Genomic DNA, 21,883 nt, shown 5'->3' with positions numbered 1-21,883 from the left:
GCATGACGTTAGTCGTTTCGTGCTTTTGTATGCAGCATATAGTTAACGTCAACCCCTGGCGCGAGCTTGAATTTGTCGGTCAGCGGGTTGTAGTGCAGGCCGGTGATATGGCACTCCTTCAGCACGGTGTCATCGATCCAGCCCAGCAGCTCTGCCGGCTTGATGAATTTTTTCACATCGTGCGTACCTTTCGGCACCATGCGCAGTACGTATTCCGCACCGACCACCGCCATCAGCCAGGCTTTGCCGTTGCGGTTAAGGGTAGAGAAGAAGACGTGGCCGCCGGGTTTCACCAGTTTTGCGCAGGCGTTCACCACGGACTGTGGATCCGGCACGTGCTCCAGCATCTCCATGCAGGTCACTACATCATATTGCTGCGGGTGGGCGGCGGCGTGTTCTTCTACTGTCCGCTGCACGTAGTCAACGTTGACGCCGGATTCCAGCGCATGCAGGCGCGCCACCTGTAACGGCTCAAAGCCCATATCCAGGCCGGTCACGGTTGCGCCTTCGCGCGCCATGCTCTCCGCCAGAATGCCGCCACCGCAGCCTACGTCCAGCACCTGCTTACCAAACAGGCCGCCAGCGCGTTCGGAAATATAGCCCAGGCGCAGCGGGTTAATACGGTGCAATGGTTTGAACTCGCCTTCCAGATCCCACCAGCGAGACGCGACCGCTTCAAATTTCGCAATTTCATCGTGGTCGACGTTATGAGCCACCGACGGTTTTTCGACATTCATGGGCGCTTTTACTCCTTTATCATCAAGACCGTGAAGTATATCAGGCCACGGGCGTGAATAAACCGATTGGTTTACCTCTCACGCGCGGGCTGTGTTATAATTTGCGACCTTTGAATCCGGGACACAGTAGAGGGATAGCGGTTACATGAGCGACCTTGCGAGAGAAATTACACCGGTTAACATCGAGGAAGAGCTGAAGAGCTCCTATCTGGACTATGCGATGTCGGTCATTGTTGGCCGTGCGCTGCCGGATGTCCGCGATGGCTTAAAACCGGTTCACCGTCGCGTACTATACGCCATGAACGTATTGGGCAATGACTGGAATAAAGCCTACAAAAAATCTGCCCGCGTCGTCGGTGATGTCATCGGTAAATACCATCCTCATGGTGATACCGCGGTATATGACACTATCGTTCGTATGGCGCAGCCATTCTCCTTACGTTACATGCTGGTCGACGGCCAGGGTAACTTCGGTTCCGTAGACGGCGACTCCGCTGCGGCGATGCGTTATACGGAAATCCGTATGTCGAAGATCGCCCACGAACTGATGGCCGATCTGGAAAAAGAAACCGTTGATTTTGTGGACAACTATGACGGCACGGAAAAAATTCCGGACGTGATGCCCACTAAAATCCCTAACCTGCTGGTAAACGGGGCCTCCGGTATCGCTGTAGGTATGGCGACCAACATTCCGCCGCACAACCTGACGGAAGTGATCAACGGCTGTCTGGCGTATATCGACGATGAAAATATCAGCGTTGAAGGGCTGATGGAACACATTCCAGGGCCTGACTTCCCGACTGCCGCCATTATTAACGGTCGCCGCGGTATTGAAGAAGCCTATCGTACCGGTCGCGGCAAAATCTACATTCGCGCCCGCGCGGAAGTGGAAGCCGACGCCAAAACCGGTCGCGAAACCATTATCGTGCATGAAATTCCGTATCAGGTGAACAAAGCGCGCCTGATTGAGAAAATCGCCGAACTGGTGAAAGAAAAACGTCTGGAAGGCATCAGCGGCCTGCGCGACGAGTCTGATAAAGACGGGATGCGTATTGTCATTGAGATCAAGCGCGATGCCGTTGGCGAAGTGGTGCTGAACAACCTCTATTCGCAGACTCAGATGCAGGTCTCCTTCGGTATCAACATGGTGGCACTGCACCATGGTCAGCCGAAGATCATGAACCTGAAAGATATTCTTTCTGCGTTTGTGCGCCACCGTCGTGAAGTGGTGACCCGTCGTACCATTTTTGAACTGCGTAAAGCCCGCGATCGTGCGCACATCCTCGAAGCGCTGGCGATTGCGCTGGCCAACATCGATCCAATTATCGAGCTGATCCGCCGCGCGCCGACCCCGGCCGAAGCGAAAGCCGGTCTGGTGGCGCGTTCCTGGGAGCTGGGCAACGTCTCTGCCATGCTGGAACGTGCGGGCGATGACGCTGCGCGTCCTGAGTGGCTGGAGCCGGAATTCGGCGTGCGTGACGGTCAGTACTACCTGACTGAACAGCAGGCACAGGCGATTCTGGATCTGCGTCTGCAGAAACTGACCGGCCTTGAGCATGAAAAACTGCTCGACGAATACAAAGAGTTGCTGGAACAGATCGCCGAACTGCTGCGCATTCTGGGCAGCGCCGATCGTCTGATGGAAGTGATCCGCGAAGAGCTGGAACTGGTTCGTGAACAGTTTGGCGATGCGCGTCGCACCGAAATCACCGCCAATACCGCTGATATCAACATCGAAGATCTGATCAGCCAGGAAGACGTGGTGGTCACCCTGTCTCACCAGGGCTACGTGAAGTATCAGCCGCTGACGGATTACGAAGCGCAGCGTCGCGGCGGTAAAGGCAAATCCGCCGCCCGTATTAAAGAAGAAGACTTTATCGACCGTCTGCTGGTGGCCAACACCCACGACACCATCCTCTGCTTCTCCAGCCGTGGCCGTCTGTACTGGATGAAAGTGTACCAGCTGCCGGAAGCGAGCCGTGGCGCGCGTGGACGTCCAATCGTCAACCTGCTGCCGCTGGAAGCGAACGAACGTATCACCGCTATTCTGCCGGTACGCGAGTACGAAGAGGGCGTGAACGTCTTTATGGCCACCGCCAGCGGTACCGTGAAGAAAACGGCGCTGACCGAATTCAGCCGTCCGCGCTCTGCCGGTATTATCGCGGTGAACCTGAACGACGGCGACGAGCTGATTGGCGTTGACCTGACCTCCGGCTCTGATGAAGTGATGCTGTTCTCTGCCGCCGGTAAAGTGGTGCGCTTTAAAGAGAACGCGGTGCGCGCCATGGGCCGTACCGCAACGGGCGTGCGTGGGATCAAACTGGCGGGCGAAGATAAAGTCGTGTCGCTTATCGTTCCGCGCGGTGAAGGGGCGATCCTGACCGTCACCCAGAACGGCTACGGTAAACGTACGGCGGAAACGGAATACCCGACCAAATCCCGTGGTACCCAGGGCGTTATCTCCATCAAAGTCACCGAGCGTAACGGCTCCGTGGTGGGTGCGGTGCAGGTGGCCGACAGCGATCAGATCATGATGATCACCGATGCCGGTACGCTGGTGCGTACCCGCGTGTCTGAAGTCAGCATTGTGGGTCGTAACACCCAGGGCGTGATCCTCATCCGTACCGCGGAAGATGAGAACGTGGTGGGGCTGCAACGCGTGGCTGAGCCGGTGGATGAAGAAGAGCTGGATGCCATCGACGGCAGCGTAGCGGAAGGTGACGACGAGATCGTGCCGGAAGCGGACACCGATGATGATGTCGCAGACGACGCTGAAGAATAATCAGCTTTGTCGATAAAAGGGCCGGGCTTCCGGCCCTTTTTATTGGCGTTTTCTTTAGCGTTGCGGGTATGACGTTTTACCGCTACTTTATCCACATTCTTTTTACATTCTGCGGCGGAGCTTCGCCCCCTTGAAATACCTTGTTTCTTTCCGCACCACCCTCAAAGTATCACGATACCTGTTCCGGGCGCTGGCGCTGCTGCTCTGGCTGTTGATTGCCCTGTGTTCGGTGTTTTATATCGTTAACGCTTTGCAGAACAAAGAGTCCGACATTCGCAAAGAACTTAATCTCAGTTCTGAGCAGGCGCAACGCTATGTCCAGCGCACCTCAGACGTGATGAAAGAGCTTAAGTACATTGCCGAAAATCGCCTGACCGCTGAAAACGGCATTATGACGTCACGGGGACCCAACGCCCGTAACGATGTGCCGGAGTTTGCGCCGCTGTTTGCGGATTCCGACTGCTCGGCCATGGGCAACACCTGGCGCGGCTCGCTGGAATCGCTGGCGTGGTTTATGCGCTACTGGCGCGATAACTTTTCTGCCGCTTATGAGCTGAACCGCGTGTTCCTCATTGGCAACGAATCCCTCTGTATGGCGGACTTCGGCCTGCGCAACGTACCGCTGGAGCGTGAAACGGCGCTGAAAAGCCTGCACGAGCGTATTCTCAAATACCGTAATGCCCCGCAGGAAGAGCGCGGCAATAATATCTTCTGGATGAGTCAGGGGCCGCGTCCGGGCATCGGCTATTTCTATGCCTTAACGCCGGTCTATCTGGGCAACCGCTTACAGGCGCTGCTGGGATCAGAGCAGACCATCCGCATGGATAACTTTTACACGCCGGGCAATCTGCCGGTGGGCGTGACCATTCTCGATGAAAACGGGCATCAACTGATTTCCCTGACCGGGCCGGAAAATAGCCTGGAAATCGATCCGGAGTGGATACAGGAGCGCACCTGGTTTGGCTACTCCTCTGGCTTCCGCGAGCTGGTACTGAAGAAGAGCCTGCCGCCGTCGTCCCTGAGCGTAGTTTATTCCGTACCTGTCGATCTGGTGCTGGAGCGCGTGCGCATCCTTATCCTTAACGCGGTACTGCTCAACGTGCTGGTGGGCGTGGCGTTGTTCACCCTGGCGCGCATGTACGAGCGGCGGATCTTTATTCCCGCCGAGGCCGATGCCCAGCGACTGGAAGAGCATGAGCAGTTCAACCGCAAAATTGTCGCCTCCGCACCGGTCGGGATCTGTATTCTGCGCACCATTGACGGCACCAATATCCTCAGTAACGAGCTGGCGCATAATTATCTCAATATGCTCACCCACGAGGACAGGCAGCGGCTGACGCAAATCATCTGCGGCCAGCAGGTCAATTTTGTGGATGTGCTGACCAGCAACAATACCAATCTGCAAATCAGCTTCGTGCACTCCCGCTATCGCAACGAAAACGTGGCGATCTGCGTGCTGGTGGACGTCAGCGCGCGCGTGAAGATGGAAGAGTCGTTGCAGGATATGGCGCAGGCGGCCGAGCAGGCCAGCCAGTCGAAATCCATGTTCCTTGCCACCGTCAGCCACGAACTGCGTACGCCGCTGTACGGTATTATCGGCAACCTCGATCTGCTGCAAACCAAAGAGCTGCCGAAAGGGGTGGATCGCCTGGTGACGGCGATGAACAACTCGTCGAGTCTGCTGCTGAAAATCATCAGCGATATTCTCGACTTCTCCAAAATCGAATCGGAGCAGCTCAAAATCGAGCCGCGCGAATTCTCGCCGCGTGAGCTGATGAGCCATATCACCGCCAACTATCTGCCGCTGGTGGTGCGTAAACAGCTCGGCCTGTACTGCTTTATCGAGCCGGACGTGCCGGTGGCGCTTCAGGGCGATCCGATGCGTCTGCAACAGGTGATCTCCAACCTGCTGAGCAACGCCATCAAGTTTACCGATGTCGGCTGTATTGTGCTGCATGTGCAGCGCGCCGGGGAATATCTCTGTATCCGCGTGCGGGACACCGGGGTGGGTATCCCGGGTAAAGAAGTGGTGCGACTCTTCGATCCCTTCTTCCAGGTGGGGACCGGCGTGCAACGTAATTTCCAGGGCACAGGGCTGGGGCTGGCGATCTGCGAAAAGCTGATCAGCATGATGGACGGCGATATTGCCGTGGATACCGAGCCGGGCATGGGCAGTCAGTTCTCGGTGCGTATTCCGCTTTATGCCGCGCAGCCAGCGCAGCCGCTGGACGTTGACGGCCTGAAGAAAACCACCTGCTGGCTGGCGGTGCGCAATGCGGCGTTAAGCGCCTTTATTGACTCCTTGCTGACGCAGAACGGCATCCGCGTGCTGCGTTACGAAGGGCAAACGCCGGACGCCAACGATACCCTGATCACCGACGACGATCTGGATACGCCGTGGCCAGGCCGCGCCACCATTACCTTCTGCCGTCGCCATATCGGCATTCCGCAGGAGCGGGCGGCCGGACAGTGGGTGCACAGTGTTGCCTCTCCCCATGAGCTGATCGCGCTGCTGGCGCGTATCTACAGCATTACCATGGAAAATAACGACGCCTCACGTGCGCTGCAACTGCCGGATTCGCTGGTCGCCAGCAATGACGACATGATGATCCTGGTGGTGGATGACCATCCGATTAACCGTCGCCTGCTGGCGGATCAGCTCGGTTCGCTGGGCTATCAGTGCAAAACGGCGAACGATGGCGTCGACGCGCTCAATGTGCTGAGCAAAAACCATATCGACATCATTCTGAGCGATGTGAACATGCCGAACATGGATGGCTATCGCCTGACGCAGCGTATTCGTCAGCTTGGGCTGACGCTGCCGGTGGTGGGCGTGACGGCGAACGCGCTGGCGGAAGAGAAGCAGCGTTGTCTGGAGTCCGGTATGGACAGCTGTCTGTCGAAGCCGGTAACGCTGGACGTGATCCAGCAGACGCTGGCGGTCTATGCGGAACGGGTAAGAAAAGCGCGGGGATAAAGCAGGAAAAGGCGTTACCCCGCCGGGCGGGGTAACGTCGGTATGGCAGTTACTCTTTGGTATCCGCCGCGCTCAGCGTTACGGACGAGAGGTAGTTAAGCAGGGCAATGTCATTTTCCACGCCCAGTTTCATCATCGCCGACTTCTTCTGGCTACTGATGGTTTTGATACTGCGGTTCAGCTTCTTGGCGATTTCCGTCACCAGGAAACCTTCTGCGAACAGACGCAGCACTTCGCTCTCTTTCGGAGACAGGCGTTTGTCGCCATAGCCGCCCGCGCTGATTTTCTCCAGCAGACGGGAAACGCTCTCCGGGGTAAACTTCTTCCCTTTCTGCAACGCGGCCAGCGCTTTCGGCAGATCGGTTGGCGCGCCCTGTTTTAATACAATCCCTTCGATATCCAGCTCCAGTACGGCGCTTAAAATGGCAGGGTTGTTGTTCATCGTCAGCACAATCACTGACAGGTTAGGGAAGTGGCGCTTGATATATTTAATCAGGGTGATCCCGTCACCGTACTTGTCGCCGGGCATGGAAAGATCGGTAATCAGTACATGGGCATCAAGCTTGGGAAGGTTATTGATCAGCTGTGTAGAATCTTCAAATTCACCGACTACATTCACCCACTCGATTTGTTCGAGTGATTTGCGAATACCGAACAGTACGATCGGATGGTCATCGGCAATAATTACGTTCATATTGTTCATGTATAAGGCTACCTTGCTTACAGCAAGCTTTTGACATAATCGTCAATGTCGCTGATGTATTTTTCTATGCCTGGAACATCGTTCTCATGAATTAAATGTTCCAGCGTTTCACATAACTGTTTGCCGGGTACCAGGTTAAGCATGGCAAACACGCCTTTCAGGCGGTGTGCCGTCTGCGCCAGCGCCGCTAAATCGCGTGCGGCGGATTCAGTATACAACCTCTTAACATCGTCGGGTACTGTATCCACAAACAGTGCGTAATAGCCGCTGGCATGGAGTTCGGCATTTTCATTGCCCCCCAGCGGGGACGCCGGAACATCTTCCTGTGCCAGTTGCTCTTCAATGAGTTGCAATATCGCTTCCTGCATTGCATTACTCATATTAAAGTTCACGCGCAACTGGCCTGGGCCGATTTTACGCGAGCCGGGCTCATCATCGCTTAAAAGCAAGCCCGAGGCAGTAAGATTAGACGGATTATCCGTTAAAAAGAGATCATATTCTTGACTCGCCAGGCGTTCGTCCGGGGTAATGCAGCTTGCGCCCCAGTTTTCCAGCTGACGCACCACGATATTACGAATATCGCTGGACGTAATATCAATCATGGCGACGACATCATCCAGTAATTTCTCTTCCTCATCGTCTGCCTGCGGACGTGCATCCATTTTAACGTGTAAAGAATAGCGCGTTCCTAAACTTTCACGCGCTTTAATATTCAGATGGCCGCCAAGTTTACGCGCCAGCTGATCGCACAGCCAGAAGGTGAGGGCATTAGCTTTGCCATAGCGATCCTCCTGGGTGTCGTTGAGGAACGGGAAATGCAGATTATCCACTTCGCTCGCCGTCACGCCTTCCCCGGTATCGAGGATACGGAAGGTCAGGCGATCCCCTGCGGATTCATCGGCGTCCACTTCGAGCGTGATTTTGCCAATCTGCGTGGTGGTCACCGCGTACTGGATAAGCATGGTCAGAATGCGTAGCAGGGCGTCGCGATCGCCGTGGCGCTGTTCGTTGGCTGGCAGATGATTATTGATCAGCAACTGCAACCCTTTACGCTTCACCACCGGCAGCACCGCGGGCACCACCTCGTCGATCAGATCCTGAATCGAGAACATGCTGGCGGCGCTTTTCCAGCCGTCGTTTTCCAGCAAATTGGCAAGCTGGATCTCATCCACCAGCTGTACCAGCCGGTCAGCCTGCGCTGCCAGCTTTTGCGCGTTTTCGCTATCTACCGCCGCCGCGTCCTGCGCCAGTTGTTTCGCCGGCTGCGACAGCGCCGCGCCAATATGCTGCATAAAGGCGGTGCGACCCTGCTGGTTTTTCTCATACAGACGCTGCGCCTGCTTGAGCTTTTTATTCACCAGCACTTCTCTGTCCTGATCGCGGATGACAAAAATCTGCGTGCGCGGCGAAACCTGGCTACGGAACTGGCGGATCTCATAAAGTTCGTTGTTGACCGTCGCCTGGATCACGCCCTGATGCTGATCGGCCATGCTGGTGATGTTCTGCAAATTAAGATGCGGCAGCAGGTGGTCGGCGATTTTATTGCTGATCACCGTACGGTTGGCTTCCTGATCGTGCACCAGCAGTCCCAGCGGCAGCACCGACACGATCTCTTCGTTGATGGCCCGCAGCATGCGCAGTTCGTTATTCGCGCCGGGCAGGGCGGCGTTTTCGCTCAGACGGCCCGGCTGATGGCGGAAGGTGGTATAGCCAAACAGCGCCAGCGCCAGCAGGCCGATGTTTAACAGCAGCGGCAGCAGGATGTTTTGCAGCGTGTCCAGCAGCAGCGTGCCAAAGGGCACCTGCCACACCAGCCGCATGCCCGTAGAGTTGAGTGAGGAGGAAATCTCAATCTGCGAGCTGTTGAAATTCACCGACGCGCTGTCCGCCATCTCTTTATCCGCGGTGCGCAGGGCGCTCTGGGAGGCATCGCTCTCCAGACGGAAACTGTCCAGCACCATGCCCGGCGGGATCAAATCGTTGATCGGCAAATCGAAGGCCACCACCGTCGCCAGATGTCCCGGCTGGTTGAAAGTAGTGCGCAGCGTGAAATAGTAACCATTCTGCCAGGTCAGACGGCGCAACGGCGAGAAGCTTTCCCGCTCATCCAGGGCATTGGCCTGTTGCAGCATCTCCGCGCGACGGGCATCGACAATGCTGCCAATGGATGATTCTTTAAAGCCGGAGGACAGATCTTTCAGCGGCAGCGTCGACACCAGGATCATGCTGTTATCCTGGCCGTTGAGATAATACATGGACCAGGGCACGGTTTCCGCGCCCCACAGCGTATCCAGATAGGTTGAGATGCGCTGGGTCATCTCCAGCGTCGAGCCGTCATGGGAGCCGAAAATCAGCGCTTCCGTCTTACGGCGCGGCTTCTCCAGATAATAGACATCCTGCTTTAAGCGGGTTTCCTGCAGACCATCCGCCGGGGAGGCGGGCGCCGCGGCGATATTGTCATAGATCTGCCAGGTGGCGTAGCGCCAGGTATCAATGCGCTTATGCATGGCATGCGTAATATCCACCACCTGATAGCTTTTATCCTTCAGCCAGGCATTAACGGCGCTTTGCACCATTACACCCATGGTGACCAGCAGAACGATGATCAACAGAAGAAAGAAACGGGTAATGCTGCCCGGTATCAGGGAAAATTTTCCAGGGTTCATGGTGTCAGATCGACTCATTAGTGTGTGTAACCCGTTATGCCAACACGCGAAGAAAAAGCCATTTAGCGCCTTTCGTAAGACTAAGACAGGAGACTACCGCGCCGCTCGCGCCTGCGTCGGGCTTGTAGTTGTTATGTTACACGGCAGTGTACAGCAGGCAGTATAAAGCCTAATGAATGAATTTCCAGACTCTCTTGCAGGTAAAGGCCGCAGCGGGGGGACAAAAAGGGAGGCGGCACAGCGGATCGGTAAGGCACGTACAATTAATCACCATTTTTCCCGTTATTAACTCTGAAAAGTAAAGGGATAGCACTTTTAATCAAGAAATTAATTTACGGAGTATTGGTAGCTAATATCACCCTGTGGCTAAGTGATTAATTAATAGTCATTATAATTTACCTGCGGTACCGCTTTTTCTGTTATCCGGGCGGTGCAGGGCAAAAAAAAACCGAATGCAGAGCATCCGGTTGTAATAGGGGTAAACAGTCATTCGAAGCCGAATGAAGGTAATAAATAAAAGTTAATGATGATAGCCAGATTATTTTAGTCGCAGGTTATGATTTTGTTTTATCATTCAGTGCTATCATTGTTTGTCATTTCAACTTATTGATTATATTGATTTAATTATCATCTTTGATTTTCCGTGCGCTATTTTTTAGCTATTAGTGCTAAAAAAAGTTCCGTGCAGTTTACATATTGAAACATCTAAGCGGTAAAGAGAAACACCTTTAGATTTTTCGTATCATAATGTTGTTGGATTATTCTGTATTTTTAGGGAGAATGAACTCGCCGACTGGTTAGCAGGTTAATCAGTAAGCAGTGGCATATAAAAATAAGCATATTACAGAGGGTTAATAACATGAAACGCAAAGTCCTTTCCCTGGTGGTGCCTGCTCTGCTCGTAGCAGGCGCTGCAAATGCGGCTGAAATTTATAACAAAGACGGCAACAAATTAGATCTGTACGGTAAAGTCGACGGCCTGCACTATTTCTCTGATAACGATGGCGACGACGGCGACAAAACCTACGTACGTTTCGGCTTCAAGGGCGAAACTCAGGTTAACGACCAGATCACCGGTTTCGGCCAGTGGGAATACAACGTACAGGCGGACGAAGCCGAAGGCGCAAGCGACCAGGCATGGACCCGTCTGGCCTTTGCCGGTGTGCGTTTCGGTGATGCCGGTGCCATCGATTACGGTCGTAACTACGGCGTGATCTACGATGTGACCTCCTGGACCGACGTGCTGCCGGAATTCGGCGGCGATACCTACGGCGCGGACAACTTCATGCAGTCCCGTGCTAACGGCGTGGCGACTTACCGTAACACCGACTTCTTCGGTCTGGTTGATGGCCTGAACTTTGCGGTGCAGTACCAGGGCAAAAACGGCAGCACCAGCGGTGAAAACGACAATGGTCGCAGCACCCTGAAACAGAACGGCGACGGCTACGGCATGTCCCTGACCTACGATCTGGGCGAAGGCTTCAGCGTGGGCGGCGCAATGTCTTCCTCCAAACGTACCTCTGACCAGAACGTGGCAGACGCTTACGGTAACGGCGACCGCGCTGACGTCTACAGCGGCGGCCTGAAATACGATGCCAACAACGTTTACCTGGCAGCGCAGTTCTCCCAGACTTACAACGCGACCCGTTTCGGTACCTCTAACGGTTCCGGCCGTACTGCCGCATGGGGCTTTGCGGATAAAGCACAGAACTTCGAAGCCGTTGCACAGTACCAGTTCGACTTCGGCCTGCGTCCGTCCATCGCGTACCTGCAATCCCGCGGGAAAGACATCAGCAGCGCTAACGGCCGTGATTTCGGCGACCAGGATCTGCTGAAATATGTTGATGTGGGCACCACTTACTACTTCAACAAAAACCTCTCCACCTACGTTGATTACAAAATCAACCTGCTGGACGACAACACCTTCACCCGTCAGGCTGGCATCAGCACGGATGATATCGTTGCGCTGGGCGTGGTTTACCAGTTCTAATCAACTGAGACGCTTAGCGAAGGGGCCGCACGGCCCCTTTTTTTATTGCTCACAAACTTAGACTTTTAGTGTACCCTTGCGCGCATTCAGCAAGGGGGGAAAAGACATGGATCTGCGTTTTCTTCGTGCCGCGACGCTCGCGGCTTCAGTTTTTTTAGCGGGCTGTGACGCGGTATCCAGCCCACAACCGGCGGCGTCAGCGGTCACCGTGCTGGAAGGTAAAACCATGGGCACCTCATGGCGCGTCAGCGTTGTGAACCTGGAAAAACCGCGCGCCGACGAACTCCGGCAAAAAATCCAGGCGCAGCTCGATGCTGACGATCAGATGATGTCGACCTGGAAAAATGACTCTGCCCTGATGCGCTTTAACGCCTCCTCCAGCCTGACGCCCTGGCCTGTGAGCGAAGCGATGGCGGATATTGTCACCACCTCACTGCGCATTGGCTATAAAACCGAGGGCGCGATGGATATTACCGTCGGCCCGCTGGTCAATCTGTGGGGCTTTGGCCCGGACAAACAGCCAGTCACCATCCCGTCGCAGGAACAAATCGACGCCGCGAAAGCGCGTACCGGTCTGCAACATCTGACGGTCACCCAGGAGGCCGGGCGACAGTATCTGCAAAAAGATCTGCCGGATCTGTTTGTTGACCTCTCCACCGTCGGCGAAGGCTACGCCGCCGATCATCTGGCGCATCTGATGGCGCAGGAGGGGATCCCGCGCTATCTGGTATCCGTAGGCGGCGCGCTCGCCAGCCGCGGCATGAACGGCGACGGCAAGCCATGGCGGGTGGCGATCCAGAAGCCCACCGATCGCGAAAACGCGGTGCAGGCCATTGTCGATATTAACGGCCACGGTATCAGCACCTCCGGCAGCTACCGCAACTACTATGAGCTGGACGGCAAACGGCTTTCCCACGTTATCGATCCGCAGACCGGCAGTCCGATTACGCACAATCTGGTGTCGGTGACGGTGATCGCGCCAACGGCGCTGGAGGCGGACGGCTGGGATACCGGGCTGATGGTGCTCGGGCCGCAGCAGGCGAAAGAAGTGGCGCGCCGCGAGGGGCTGGCGGTGTATATGATCACCAAAGAGGGGGATAAATTTGTTCCCTGGATGACGCCACAGTTCCAGGCCTTTCTGGTGAGCGAAAAAAATTAAACCGCAAGATTGCGGGTGCGAAGGCTGCCGGTGTGGCTCATCCTCAGGCTACACTTAACGGAGGAGCCCGCCATGTCTGAACTACTGTTGCAAAACGATGCGCACCGCTGGCAGGCGGTGCTGGATCGCAATCCCGACGCTGATGGTCACTTTATTTTTGCGGTGATCACCACCGGGATTTACTGCCGCCCGTCGTGCCGCGCCCGTCATGCGCTGCGGGAGAACGTGCGTTTTTTCCCCGATGCCGACAGCGCCAGGGCGGCGGGCTTTCGTCCCTGCAAACGCTGCCAGCCGGATCTTCCTGCCGCCGGTCAGCACCGCCGCGATAAAATCGAACAGGCATGTCGTCTGCTGGAGCAGGACACCCCCGTCACCCTCGACGCGCTGGCGCGGCAGGTGGCGATGAGTCCTTATCATTTCCATCGCCTTTTTAAAGCCACTACCGGCATGACGCCCAAAGCCTGGCAACTGGCATATCGCGCAGAACGTCTGCGGCAAAATCTGGCCGCAGGCACAACGGTGACCGACGCCGTGCTGGCCGCCGGATTCCCGGACAGCAGCAGCTATTATCGTCACGCGGATCGGGCGCTTGGCATGACGGCGCAGCAATACCGCAGCGGCGGCAGGGACACCACCCTTCGCTATGCGCTGGAAGGCTGTACGCTGGGGCGCTGCCTGGTGGCGGAAAGCGAGCGCGGTATCTGCGCCATTTTGCTGGCTGACAGCGACGAGCAGCTGCTTGCCGAACTGGCGCGCGCCTTTCCCGGTGCGCACAGAGAAGCGGGCGATGAGGATTTCACCCGACGGGTGCATCAGGTGATTGCGGTGCTGGATAACCCGCGACATACCCTGGCGCTGCCGCTGGATCTGCGCGGCACCGCCTTTCAGCGGCAGGTATGGAACGCGCTACGCCAGATCCCTGCCGGAGAGACCGTCAGCTATCAGCGGGTGGCGCAAGCCATCGGCAAACCCCGTGCCGTGCGCGCCGTCGCCAGCGCCTGTGCGGCCAATACGCTGGCGGTGGTGATCCCCTGTCACCGCGTGCTGCGCGTCAATGGCGCGCTTTCCGGTTATCGCTGGGGACTGGCGCGCAAAGCGCAATTGCTGGCCCGTGAATCTGAACAGGAGGAGCCGTAATGCTGGATTTGTTTGCCGATGAAGAACCCTGGCAGGAGCCACTCGCACCGGGCGCGGTGATCCTGCGCCGTTTTGCCGTCAGCGAGGCGCAGGCGTTGCTGGACGGCATCGCGCAGGTGGCGGCGCAGTCGCCGTTTCGCCATATGATCACCCCCGGCGGCTACACCATGTCGGTGGCGATGACCAACTGCGGTAACCTCGGCTGGGCGACCAATGCGCGGGGTTATCTGTATGCGACGGAAGATCCCCTCACGCAGCGCCCGTGGCCATTGATGCCGGAGGTGTTCCGTTCATTGTGCGATCGCGCGGCGCAGGCGGCGGGCTATCCCGATTTTACCCCTGACGCCTGTCTGATTAACCGCTATGCGCCGGGCGCGAAACTCTCGTTGCATCAGGATAAAGACGAGCCGGATCTGCGCGCGCCTATTGTGTCCGTTTCGCTGGGGCTGCCCGCGGTTTTTCAGTTTGGCGGCCTGAAACGTAACGATCCTGTCGCCCGGGTGATGCTGGAGCAGGGGGATGTGGTGGTATGGGGCGGCGAATCGCGTCTCTTTTATCATGGCATTCTGCCGCTCAAAGCCGGGCAGCATCCGGACACCGGCGAGTACCGCTACAACCTGACGTTCCGCCAGGCGGGGTTATTGCGAACATAAATAGCAATTATTCTTGATCCAGTACAAGAGCCGTTTACACTGCACGCTGTTTTTACTCTGTGCGGATCGCTTTTATGCCACTTCTTCTTCTCGTCTGGCGACAATATCGCTGGCCTTTTATTGCCGTGCTGGCGTTAAGCCTTGCCAGCGCCGCGCTGGGTATCGGGCTGATTGCCTTTATCAACCAGCGGCTGATTGAAAACGTTGATATTTCGCTCTCCGTGCTACCGGAATTTCTCGGGCTGCTGATCCTGTTGATGGCGGTCACCCTCGGCTCCCAGCTGGCGCTGACCACCCTCGGTCACCATTTCGTTTACCGTCTGCGCAGTGAATTTATCAAGCGTATTCTGGATACTCACGTCGAGCGTATTGAGCAGCTCGGCAGCGCCTCTCTGCTGGCGGGGCTGACCAGCGACGTGCGTAATATCACCATCGCCTTTGTCCGTCTGCCGGAACTGGTGCAGGGCATTATTCTGACCGTCGGCTGCACGGCTTACATGGGCTGGCTGTCCGGTAAAATGCTGATGGTCACCGCGGTATGGATGGCGATCACCATTTGGGTGGGATTTGTGCTGGTGGCGCGGGTGTACAAACATATCGCCACGCTGCGTGAAACCGAAGACAAACTGCATAACGATTACCAGACGGTGCTGGAAGGGCGTAAAGAACTGACCCTCAACCGCGAACGCGCCGAATACATCTATAACCAGCTCTATCTGCCGGATGCGCGGGAATACCGCCACCATATTATTCGCGCCGACACTTTCCACCTGAGCGCGGTGAACTGGTCAAACATTATGATGCTGGGGGCGATTGGCCTGGTGTTCTGGATGGCCAACAGCCTCGGCTGGGCGGATACCAATGTCGCGGCGATCTTCTCCCTTACCGTGCTGTTCCTGCGCACGCCGTTGCTGTCGGCGGTCGGCGCGCTGCCGACGCTGCTCAGCGCGCAGGTGGCGTTCAACAAGCTGAACCAGTTTGATCTCGCGCCTTATAAAGAAGAATTCCCGCGTCCGGTGTCGCTACAGGGCTGGCAGACGCTTGAAATGCGCGATGTCACCTTTACCTATCAGGACAACGCCTTTGCCGTCGGCCCGCTGAATCTGACGCTGCACCGGGGCGAGCTGGTATTTCTGATCGGCGGCAACGGCAGCGGCAAATCGACGCTGGCGATGCTGCTTACCGGACTGTATCAGCCGGTGTCCGGTGAAATCCTTATCGACGGCAAGCCGCTGGCGGCAAACAAACCGGAAGACTATCGTCAGCTGTTCTCGGCAGTGTTTACCGATGTCTGGTTGTTTGATCAATTGCTTGGCCCGCAGGGCAAATCTGCCGATCCGGCGCTGGTGGACAAATGGCTTAATCAGCTGAAAATGTCCCACAAGCTGGAGCTGAAGGACGGCAAAATCCTCAATCTCAAGCTTTCGAAAGGGCAGAAGAAGCGCGTGGCCCTGCTGCTGGCGCTGGCGGAAGATCGTGACATCATCCTGCTGGATGAGTGGGCCGCCGATCAGGATCCGCATTTCCGTCGCGAGTTCTATCAGGTGCTGCTGCCATTGATGAAAGAAATGGGTAAAACCATTTTCGCCATCAGCCATGACGATCACTACTTTATTCACGCCGATCGTCTGCTGGAGATGCGGGACGGCAAATTGTCAGAGCTGACCGGCGCAGAGCGCGATGCCGCGTCACGCGATGCGGTGTCCCGTACCGCCTGATCGAAAAAGCCCGGCTCGTTGCGCCGGGTTTTTTTATTCATTCCATTTATTTATCTTACCTGCCGCTATGCTTTACCCTGTCATCATGATCACGAATGCAGGGATGTCCTATGTCAGTCATACCAAACAACAGCGCCCGGTTGCGCGATGAAGAACGAGCGCGCCTGATCTGGCTGCTCACCACCGATAAAGCGATCACCTCCACCTTACTCAACAAGCTGACGCTCGCAGAACAGTATGACGTCGGCACGCTGGCGGAAGATATGGCGGAAGTGGGCGCGCTGGTGGCGCATTTGCCGCCGCCGGATCTGGCGGATGCGCTGGAGGCGCTGCCCGCCGATGCCCGTCACGCGGTCTGGCAGCTGATCGACCACACCAAACGCGGCGAAGTGCTGCTGGAAGCCTCGGAAAACGTCTGGGACGACCTTATTGAGGGCATGAGCGACAAAGCGTTGCTCGATGCCCTGAAAACCCTCGACATCGACGAGCAGATTTATCTTGTTCAGCGCCTGCCGCGTAACCTGACCGGACGGCTGGTCGCCTCGCTACCGGCGGGGGAGCGCGCGCGGGTGCATCAGGTCATGCACTACCCGAAGACCAGCGTCGGCGCGAACATGGAGTTCGCCGTTATCACCGTGCGCCCGGATGTGACGCTGGCCACCGTGCAGCGCTTTCTGCGCCGTCTCGACAAAATGCCGGAAAACACCGACAAACTCTTTGTCACCGGGCGGGACAACGTGCTGCTGGGCGAGCTGCCGTTGCAGACCATCCTGCTCAATACCGGATCGGTGAAGGTCAGTGAAGTGATGGAAAGCGATCCGGTGATCTTCTCGCCGGAAGACGACGCCGAAAATGCCGCCCGTACCTTTGAGCGTGACAACCTGCTCAGCGCCGCGGTGGTGGACACCACCGGCACGCTGATGGGCCGTCTGACCATCGATGAGATCGTGAACGTGGTGTATCAGGAAACCGATAACGATATGCGTCTGATGGGCGGTCTGAGCGCCGAAGAGGATGTCTTCGCGCCTGTGGGCAAAGCGGTGCGTACCCGCTGGGCGTGGCTGGCGATAAATCTCTGCACTGCGTTTATCGCTTCCCGGGTGATCGACGGCTTTGAGCACACCATTTCACAGCTGGTGGCGCTGGCCTCGCTGATGCCCATCGTCGCCGGTATCGGCGGTAACACCGGCAATCAGACCATCACCATGATCGTGCGCGCGCTGGCGCTGCAAAAGATCCACCCTGGCAACTTCCGCTTTCTGATTTTTCGTGAGATGGGGGTGGCGCTGATTAACGGCCTGGTGTGGGGCGGCATCATGGGCGGCATCACCTGGTGGTTGTACGGTGATATGGCCCTTGGCGGGGTGATGACCCTCGCCATGGTGCTGAATCTGCTGGTTGCCGCCCTGATGGGGGTGTTGATCCCGATGATTATGGTCAGGCTGGGGCGCGACCCGGCGGTCGGCTCCAGCGTGATGATCACCGCCCTGACGGATACCGGTGGCTTCTTTATTTTTCTGGGTCTGGCGACGCTGTTTTTGCTTTAGCGTCTGCGGCGCGCTGGCGGCGGCCTGGCAGCACAAACATCAGCGCCACGCCAGCGGCGACGCCAATAGCCAGATTACCGGTGCTGACGGTGGCGGCCACCGTCACCAGCATCACCAGGGTTTCCGCCACCGGTGCCTGTTTCAGCTCTGCCGGACGGATGCTGTGCCAGCTGAAGGTTTTCACCGCCACAATCACCATAATGCCTGCCAGCACCGCCATGGGGATTTTTGCCATCACCTCGCTGAGGGCGGTGACTAACAGCAGCAGCACCAGACCCGCCGCCACCGTGGAGATACGGCTACGGCCTTTGCCCATTTCCACATTCACGATGGTCTGACCGATCATCGCGCAGCCCGCGATACCGCCATACAGTCCGGCAAGGATATTGGCGATGCCCAGACCGGCGCTTTCCCGACGCTTGCTGGAGCGCGTATCGGTGAGATCGTCCACCAGTTTGGCGGTCAGCAGGGATTCCATCAGCCCGACAAAGGCGATACTCAGCGCGCACGGCCAGATGATACTCAGCGTGTGCAGATTGAACGGCACCAGCCACTGCGTGAAGCCCGGCAGACCACCCTGCATCGGGCCTTCATCGCCGACGGTCGGCAAGATCTGGCCGCTGGTCACGGTAAACAGCGTCAGCAGCACAATGGCCACCAGCGGGGAGGGGATACTTTTCACCCAGCGCGGCAACCACAGCACGATCAGCAGCGTCAGGCCGAACAGCCCGAGGATCAGCGGTTCCCGGCTCCAGAAGTGCGGCACCTGGGCGAAGAAAATCAGGATGCCGAGGGCGTTAACAAAGCCGGTCATCACGCTGTGCGGAATAAAGCGCATCAGACGCGCCATGCCCGCGAGGCCAAAGAGGATCTGGATAAGCCCGGCCAGCAGCACCGCTGGCAGGATGTACTCCACACCATGCTGATGCACCATCGGGCCGATCACCAGCGCCACGGAACCTGCCGCCGCGGTAACCATTGCCGGACGTCCGCCGAGCAGCGACATCGACAGGCACAGCACCACGGAGGCGATCAGGCTGACTTTTGGATCCACACCGGCGATCACTGAAAACGAAATCACTTCCGGGATCAGCGCAAGGGCCGTGATCACCCCGGCCAGGGTTTCGCGCATCAGCAGCGAAGGAGAGCGAAGAACAGTACTTACACGACCATCGTGGCTGGCCGTTACAGATGACATTGGATCAGGCATAGGGTTTCGCAAATTAGGCGCGCCGCATACAGTGCGGGCAAACAGGCATCCATGCGGTTTAGCAAAGCGCAAAATAGTAGCCGCGCAGCCTGGCAGATGCCAGTTTTATTATCATTGTCGCAACATTGTCTTTGTAACTATCAGGTTATTATTGTGCAAATAACATGTCGTGAGTGAAAGAGCGGTCTCAATCGCAGGCCGAAGGGTATATATACATTCAGCACTGCTGTGGATAGAAAACTTTAATGAGGGGAAAAGATAAGGGAAGAGGCTGAATGAACTACAATGCTGATATAAAAAAACCAACCACGAAGGTTGGTTTTTCCGGGATTTTTGGTCGGCACGAGAGGATTTGAACCTCCGACCCCCGACACCCCATGACGGTGCGCTACCAGGCTGCGCTACGTGCCGAACTGTGGCGATAATAGTACCCGTTTTGCGGCTGATTGCAAGCCGGGTAACGCTGACTGATTTATAATTAATCAATCAGTTAGCGATGAACCTTTTTTCATCCGTCAGCACCTGCAGCAACAAACTGAGCTGCGGTTTCTGATCGCGGATTTTCTCGCCGCGCAGGTTATAGGTTTCATAAGTGCCGTTATGATCCAGCACCAGCGTCATACTGGACGTGGTGACCGCCAGCGTGGTGGCATCCGCTGCCGTCACCCAGTTATGGCGACGGTTGGCGTTAAACAGATCCTGACCCTGCGAGTATTCGTTCGCTGGCGTGGTCACCTGCAACAGCCGCTGCATCAGCGTGGTCATGACATCTTTATGATCGGTCAGCAGGTTGATGCGCTGCGCAGGCGTACCTGGCCAGTGGATCACCAGCGGCACGTGCAGATTCGTGCGCGACCAGTCAAAGGTCTGCTCGGCTTTATCCACCGGCTGGCCGTGTCCGGCGGTAATAATCACCACCGTATTGTCCAGCTTACCGGCATCGCGCAGGGCGTTAAGCACGCGCGCAATCTGCGCATCCACATCACCGGCGGCGCGGGCGTAGCGGCGGGCAAAGCCCTGCTGCTGCGTCTCATCCAGCGTGGTGCCGTTGAGCGCCACCCAGGAGAACCAGCGGTTGTCTTCGGCGGCATAGCGGCCAAGCCAGTCGATCCACTGATCGGCGGTCTGTTTGTCCGACTGCGATTTCGCAGGCGGCAGTGAGAAGTCCGACAACAGGGCCTGGCGATACAGGGCGCTGCTGAAGCCATCGGAGGAGAACAGGCCAAGCTGATAACCCTGCTGATTCAGCGCGGTGATCAGTGCCGCAGGCGTACGCGACGACAGCACGCCGTCCATATAGGCGGGCGAAATACCATAGAACAGGCCAAAGATACCGTTGTCGGTGCCGTTGCCGGTACTCATATGCTGCGTAAAGGTCACATTCTGCTGGGCGAAGCTTGCCAGCGCAGGCATCTGTTTCTCATAACGCGAATAGTTGAGGCCATCGACGGTGATCAACAGGACGTTCTGCCCCGCGCCCATGCTGCGGTAATGCAGATCGCTTAACGGATACTGCACCGACACCGCTTCCGGATTACCCTGTTCCACCAGACGACGCTGATACTCCTGCGCATCCAGCAGCCCGTGTTTTTCCAGAAAACGGCGGGCCGTCATCGGATAGGAGAGGGGCAGGTTAGCGCGCTGCATGGTGATCGGGCGATAGAAGTTCGCATCCGCCCAGATGTACATCACGTGCGTGGCGATAAAGGCCACAAAGAAGAAGGCGGCGACGGGTCTGGCGTAATGGCGACGACGCGTCAGGCTGCGCAGTTTCTGCCAGCTCCAGGTTGCAAAGAGCATTTCGATCAGCAATATGACCGGGACGCTGATAAACATCAGCTGCCAGTCGCGGGCCATCTCGTTTTGATCGGGGTTGATCACCAGCTCCCAGACGATGGGATTCAAATGCAGGTGGAAGCGGGTAAAGACTTCGCTGTCGATCAGCAGCAGCGTCATGCCGGCGGTGGCCAGAATAGCGGACAACAGCCGCATCAGCCGCTGCGACATAATGACAAAGGTCAGGGGAAAGAGGATCAGCAGATAGGTGGCGAACACCAGAAAGCTGAAATGCCCGACGACGCTCAGGTAGGAGTAAAACCGCCCGGCAAGCGTGGTCGGCCAGTCGGCGACAAAAAGATAGCGGCTGCCGAAAACCATGGACAACAAAATGTTGAACAAGGCAAACCAGTGCCCCCAGCTGACCATCTGGGAGACTTTTTCACGGTAGCGCTGACGATGAGTCACCATAAAATGTCGTCGTGTTCCTTAGTGCGCGTTATCGTCGTTAACGGACGACTGCAACGCCTCTGCAAAAGAGCGGGCGATAGCCTGACGCTGAGCAGGCGCGACGCTGGTGTTGATAAGATTGGTCACCATGTTTCCCAGCACCATCAGGGAAAGATCGGTTGGCGTCTTATGTTTTTCCAGCACGTTTGCCAGTTCACTCAGCAGTTGTTCAACGTGTTCATCACTATAACGGGAAATCTGTGGCATAAATTCGGAATCAGTTTGTTCATGAAAGGGCAACATATTACCGTAGCAACAGCTTTTTTTCTGCATTTTTATCCGCTATTGCACAGATGTGCTGGCGGTGGTTGAATACCG

14 protein-coding genes and 1 tRNA gene are annotated in these 21,883 nt (G+C 56.7%); 8 read left to right on the top strand and 7 right to left on the bottom strand.

All coding sequences use genetic code 11. The features are described from left to right. Positions 1 to 8 precede the first annotated feature (8 nt). Positions 9 to 737, bottom strand: coding sequence for a bifunctional 2-polyprenyl-6-hydroxyphenol methylase/3-demethylubiquinol 3-O-methyltransferase UbiG (ubiG, locus tag BMF08_RS19535; protein WP_072569173.1), 729 nt, complete (start codon positions 735 to 737; stop codon positions 9 to 11). A 145-nt stretch (positions 738 to 882) separates the two neighbouring features. Between ubiG and gyrA the strand changes: the two genes are divergently transcribed. Then, positions 883 to 3,519 (top strand): DNA topoisomerase (ATP-hydrolyzing) subunit A, encoded by a 2,637-nt coding sequence (gyrA, locus tag BMF08_RS19530; protein WP_072569172.1) that lies wholly within the window; start codon positions 883 to 885, stop codon positions 3,517 to 3,519. Between the two features lie 130 nt (positions 3,520 to 3,649). Beyond that, on the top strand, positions 3,650 to 6,496 hold the full coding sequence (rcsC, locus tag BMF08_RS19525) for a two-component system sensor histidine kinase RcsC (protein WP_072569171.1): 2,847 nt from the start codon (positions 3,650 to 3,652) through the stop codon (positions 6,494 to 6,496). A gap of 49 nt (positions 6,497 to 6,545) precedes the next feature. On the opposite strand, the gene rcsB is transcribed toward rcsC, so the two are convergent. Then, the gene (gene rcsB / locus BMF08_RS19520) at positions 6,546 to 7,199 is read right to left on the bottom strand and encodes a response regulator transcription factor RcsB (RefSeq protein WP_072569170.1); all 654 of its coding nucleotides are present in this window, start codon (positions 7,197 to 7,199) and stop codon (positions 6,546 to 6,548) included. Between the two features lie 17 nt (positions 7,200 to 7,216). Next, the gene (gene rcsD, locus BMF08_RS19515) at positions 7,217 to 9,883 is read right to left on the bottom strand and encodes a phosphotransferase RcsD (RefSeq protein ID WP_083580939.1); all 2,667 of its coding nucleotides are present in this window, start codon (positions 9,881 to 9,883) and stop codon (positions 7,217 to 7,219) included. Positions 9,884 to 10,724: 841 nt separating this feature from the next. Between rcsD and BMF08_RS19510 the strand changes: the two genes are divergently transcribed. From BMF08_RS19510 to mgtE, 6 genes are all read left to right on the top strand, one after another. Continuing rightward, a complete protein-coding gene (locus BMF08_RS19510) occupies positions 10,725 to 11,855 on the top strand; it encodes a porin OmpC (protein WP_072569168.1) in 1,131 nt (376 codons plus the stop codon). A 106-nt stretch (positions 11,856 to 11,961) separates the two neighbouring features. Continuing rightward, positions 11,962 to 13,014 carry an FAD:protein FMN transferase ApbE gene (gene apbE, locus BMF08_RS19505; RefSeq protein ID WP_072569167.1) on the top strand — a complete coding sequence of 351 codons (1,053 nt, stop codon included), beginning with the start codon at positions 11,962 to 11,964 and terminating at the stop codon, positions 13,012 to 13,014. 72 nt (positions 13,015 to 13,086) lie between these two features. Further along, positions 13,087 to 14,151 (top strand): bifunctional DNA-binding transcriptional regulator/O6-methylguanine-DNA methyltransferase Ada, encoded by a 1,065-nt coding sequence (ada, locus tag BMF08_RS19500; RefSeq protein WP_072569166.1) that lies wholly within the window; start codon positions 13,087 to 13,089, stop codon positions 14,149 to 14,151. Continuing rightward, a complete protein-coding gene (alkB, locus tag BMF08_RS19495) occupies positions 14,151 to 14,804 on the top strand; it encodes a DNA oxidative demethylase AlkB (RefSeq protein WP_072569165.1) in 654 nt (217 codons plus the stop codon). The genes ada and alkB overlap by 1 nt, the downstream gene beginning before the upstream one ends. A gap of 74 nt (positions 14,805 to 14,878) precedes the next feature. Further along, positions 14,879 to 16,522: a multidrug ABC transporter permease/ATP-binding protein gene (locus tag BMF08_RS19490; protein WP_072569164.1), complete on the top strand. Its 1,644-nt coding sequence runs from the start codon at positions 14,879 to 14,881 to the stop codon at positions 16,520 to 16,522. Positions 16,523 to 16,632: 110 nt separating this feature from the next. Beyond that, positions 16,633 to 18,069, top strand: a complete 1,437-nt coding sequence (mgtE, locus tag BMF08_RS19485; RefSeq protein ID WP_072569163.1) for a magnesium transporter — start codon at positions 16,633 to 16,635, stop codon at positions 18,067 to 18,069. Here the strand turns inward: mgtE and BMF08_RS19480 are convergent. The 4 genes from BMF08_RS19480 to BMF08_RS19465 form a co-directional block, all read right to left on the bottom strand. After that, a complete protein-coding gene (locus tag BMF08_RS19480; protein ID WP_072569162.1) occupies positions 18,032 to 19,279 on the bottom strand; it encodes a SulP family inorganic anion transporter in 1,248 nt (415 codons plus the stop codon). The two genes, mgtE and BMF08_RS19480, sit on opposite strands and share 38 nt — an antisense overlap. A gap of 334 nt (positions 19,280 to 19,613) precedes the next feature. Beyond that, a tRNA-Pro gene (locus tag BMF08_RS19475) sits at positions 19,614 to 19,690 on the bottom strand. A gap of 75 nt (positions 19,691 to 19,765) precedes the next feature. After that, positions 19,766 to 21,526: an LPS biosynthesis-modulating metalloenzyme YejM gene (gene yejM, locus BMF08_RS19470; RefSeq protein WP_072569161.1), complete on the bottom strand. Its 1,761-nt coding sequence runs from the start codon at positions 21,524 to 21,526 to the stop codon at positions 19,766 to 19,768. A gap of 18 nt (positions 21,527 to 21,544) precedes the next feature. Continuing rightward, positions 21,545 to 21,772: a YejL family protein gene (locus tag BMF08_RS19465; protein ID WP_072569491.1), complete on the bottom strand. Its 228-nt coding sequence runs from the start codon at positions 21,770 to 21,772 to the stop codon at positions 21,545 to 21,547. Between the last annotated feature and the right edge of the window lie 111 nt (positions 21,773 to 21,883).

It is taken from the genome of Enterobacter sp. SA187 (assembly GCF_001888805.2).
In the GTDB taxonomy this organism is placed as follows: Bacteria; Pseudomonadota; Gammaproteobacteria; order Enterobacterales; family Enterobacteriaceae; genus Enterobacter_D.
The sequence above is the reverse complement of the archived record's forward strand: the minus strand, read 5'-3'. Positions and strand labels throughout refer to the sequence as shown.

Excerpts from the sequence above, each read along its gene's own strand:
- ubiG (WP_072569173.1), bottom strand. The coding sequence starts at position 737 with ATGAATGTCGAAAAACCGTCGGTGGCTCATAACGTCGACCACGATGAA.
- gyrA (WP_072569172.1), top strand. The coding sequence starts at position 883 with ATGAGCGACCTTGCGAGAGAAATTACACCGGTTAACATCGAGGAAGAG.
- rcsB (WP_072569170.1), bottom strand. The coding sequence starts at position 7,199 with ATGAACAATATGAACGTAATTATTGCCGATGACCATCCGATCGTACTG.
- rcsD (WP_083580939.1), bottom strand. The coding sequence starts at position 9,883 with ATGAGTCGATCTGACACCATGAACCCTGGAAAATTTTCCCTGATACCG.
- BMF08_RS19510 (WP_072569168.1), top strand. The coding sequence starts at position 10,725 with ATGAAACGCAAAGTCCTTTCCCTGGTGGTGCCTGCTCTGCTCGTAGCA.
- apbE (WP_072569167.1), top strand. The coding sequence starts at position 11,962 with ATGGATCTGCGTTTTCTTCGTGCCGCGACGCTCGCGGCTTCAGTTTTT.
- ada (WP_072569166.1), top strand. The coding sequence starts at position 13,087 with ATGTCTGAACTACTGTTGCAAAACGATGCGCACCGCTGGCAGGCGGTG.
- alkB (WP_072569165.1), top strand. The coding sequence starts at position 14,151 with ATGCTGGATTTGTTTGCCGATGAAGAACCCTGGCAGGAGCCACTCGCA.
- BMF08_RS19490 (WP_072569164.1), top strand. The coding sequence starts at position 14,879 with ATGCCACTTCTTCTTCTCGTCTGGCGACAATATCGCTGGCCTTTTATT.
- mgtE (WP_072569163.1), top strand. The coding sequence starts at position 16,633 with ATGTCAGTCATACCAAACAACAGCGCCCGGTTGCGCGATGAAGAACGA.
- BMF08_RS19480 (WP_072569162.1), bottom strand. The coding sequence starts at position 19,279 with ATGCCTGATCCAATGTCATCTGTAACGGCCAGCCACGATGGTCGTGTA.
- yejM (WP_072569161.1), bottom strand. The coding sequence starts at position 21,526 with ATGGTGACTCATCGTCAGCGCTACCGTGAAAAAGTCTCCCAGATGGTC.
- BMF08_RS19465 (WP_072569491.1), bottom strand. The coding sequence starts at position 21,772 with ATGCCACAGATTTCCCGTTATAGTGATGAACACGTTGAACAACTGCTG.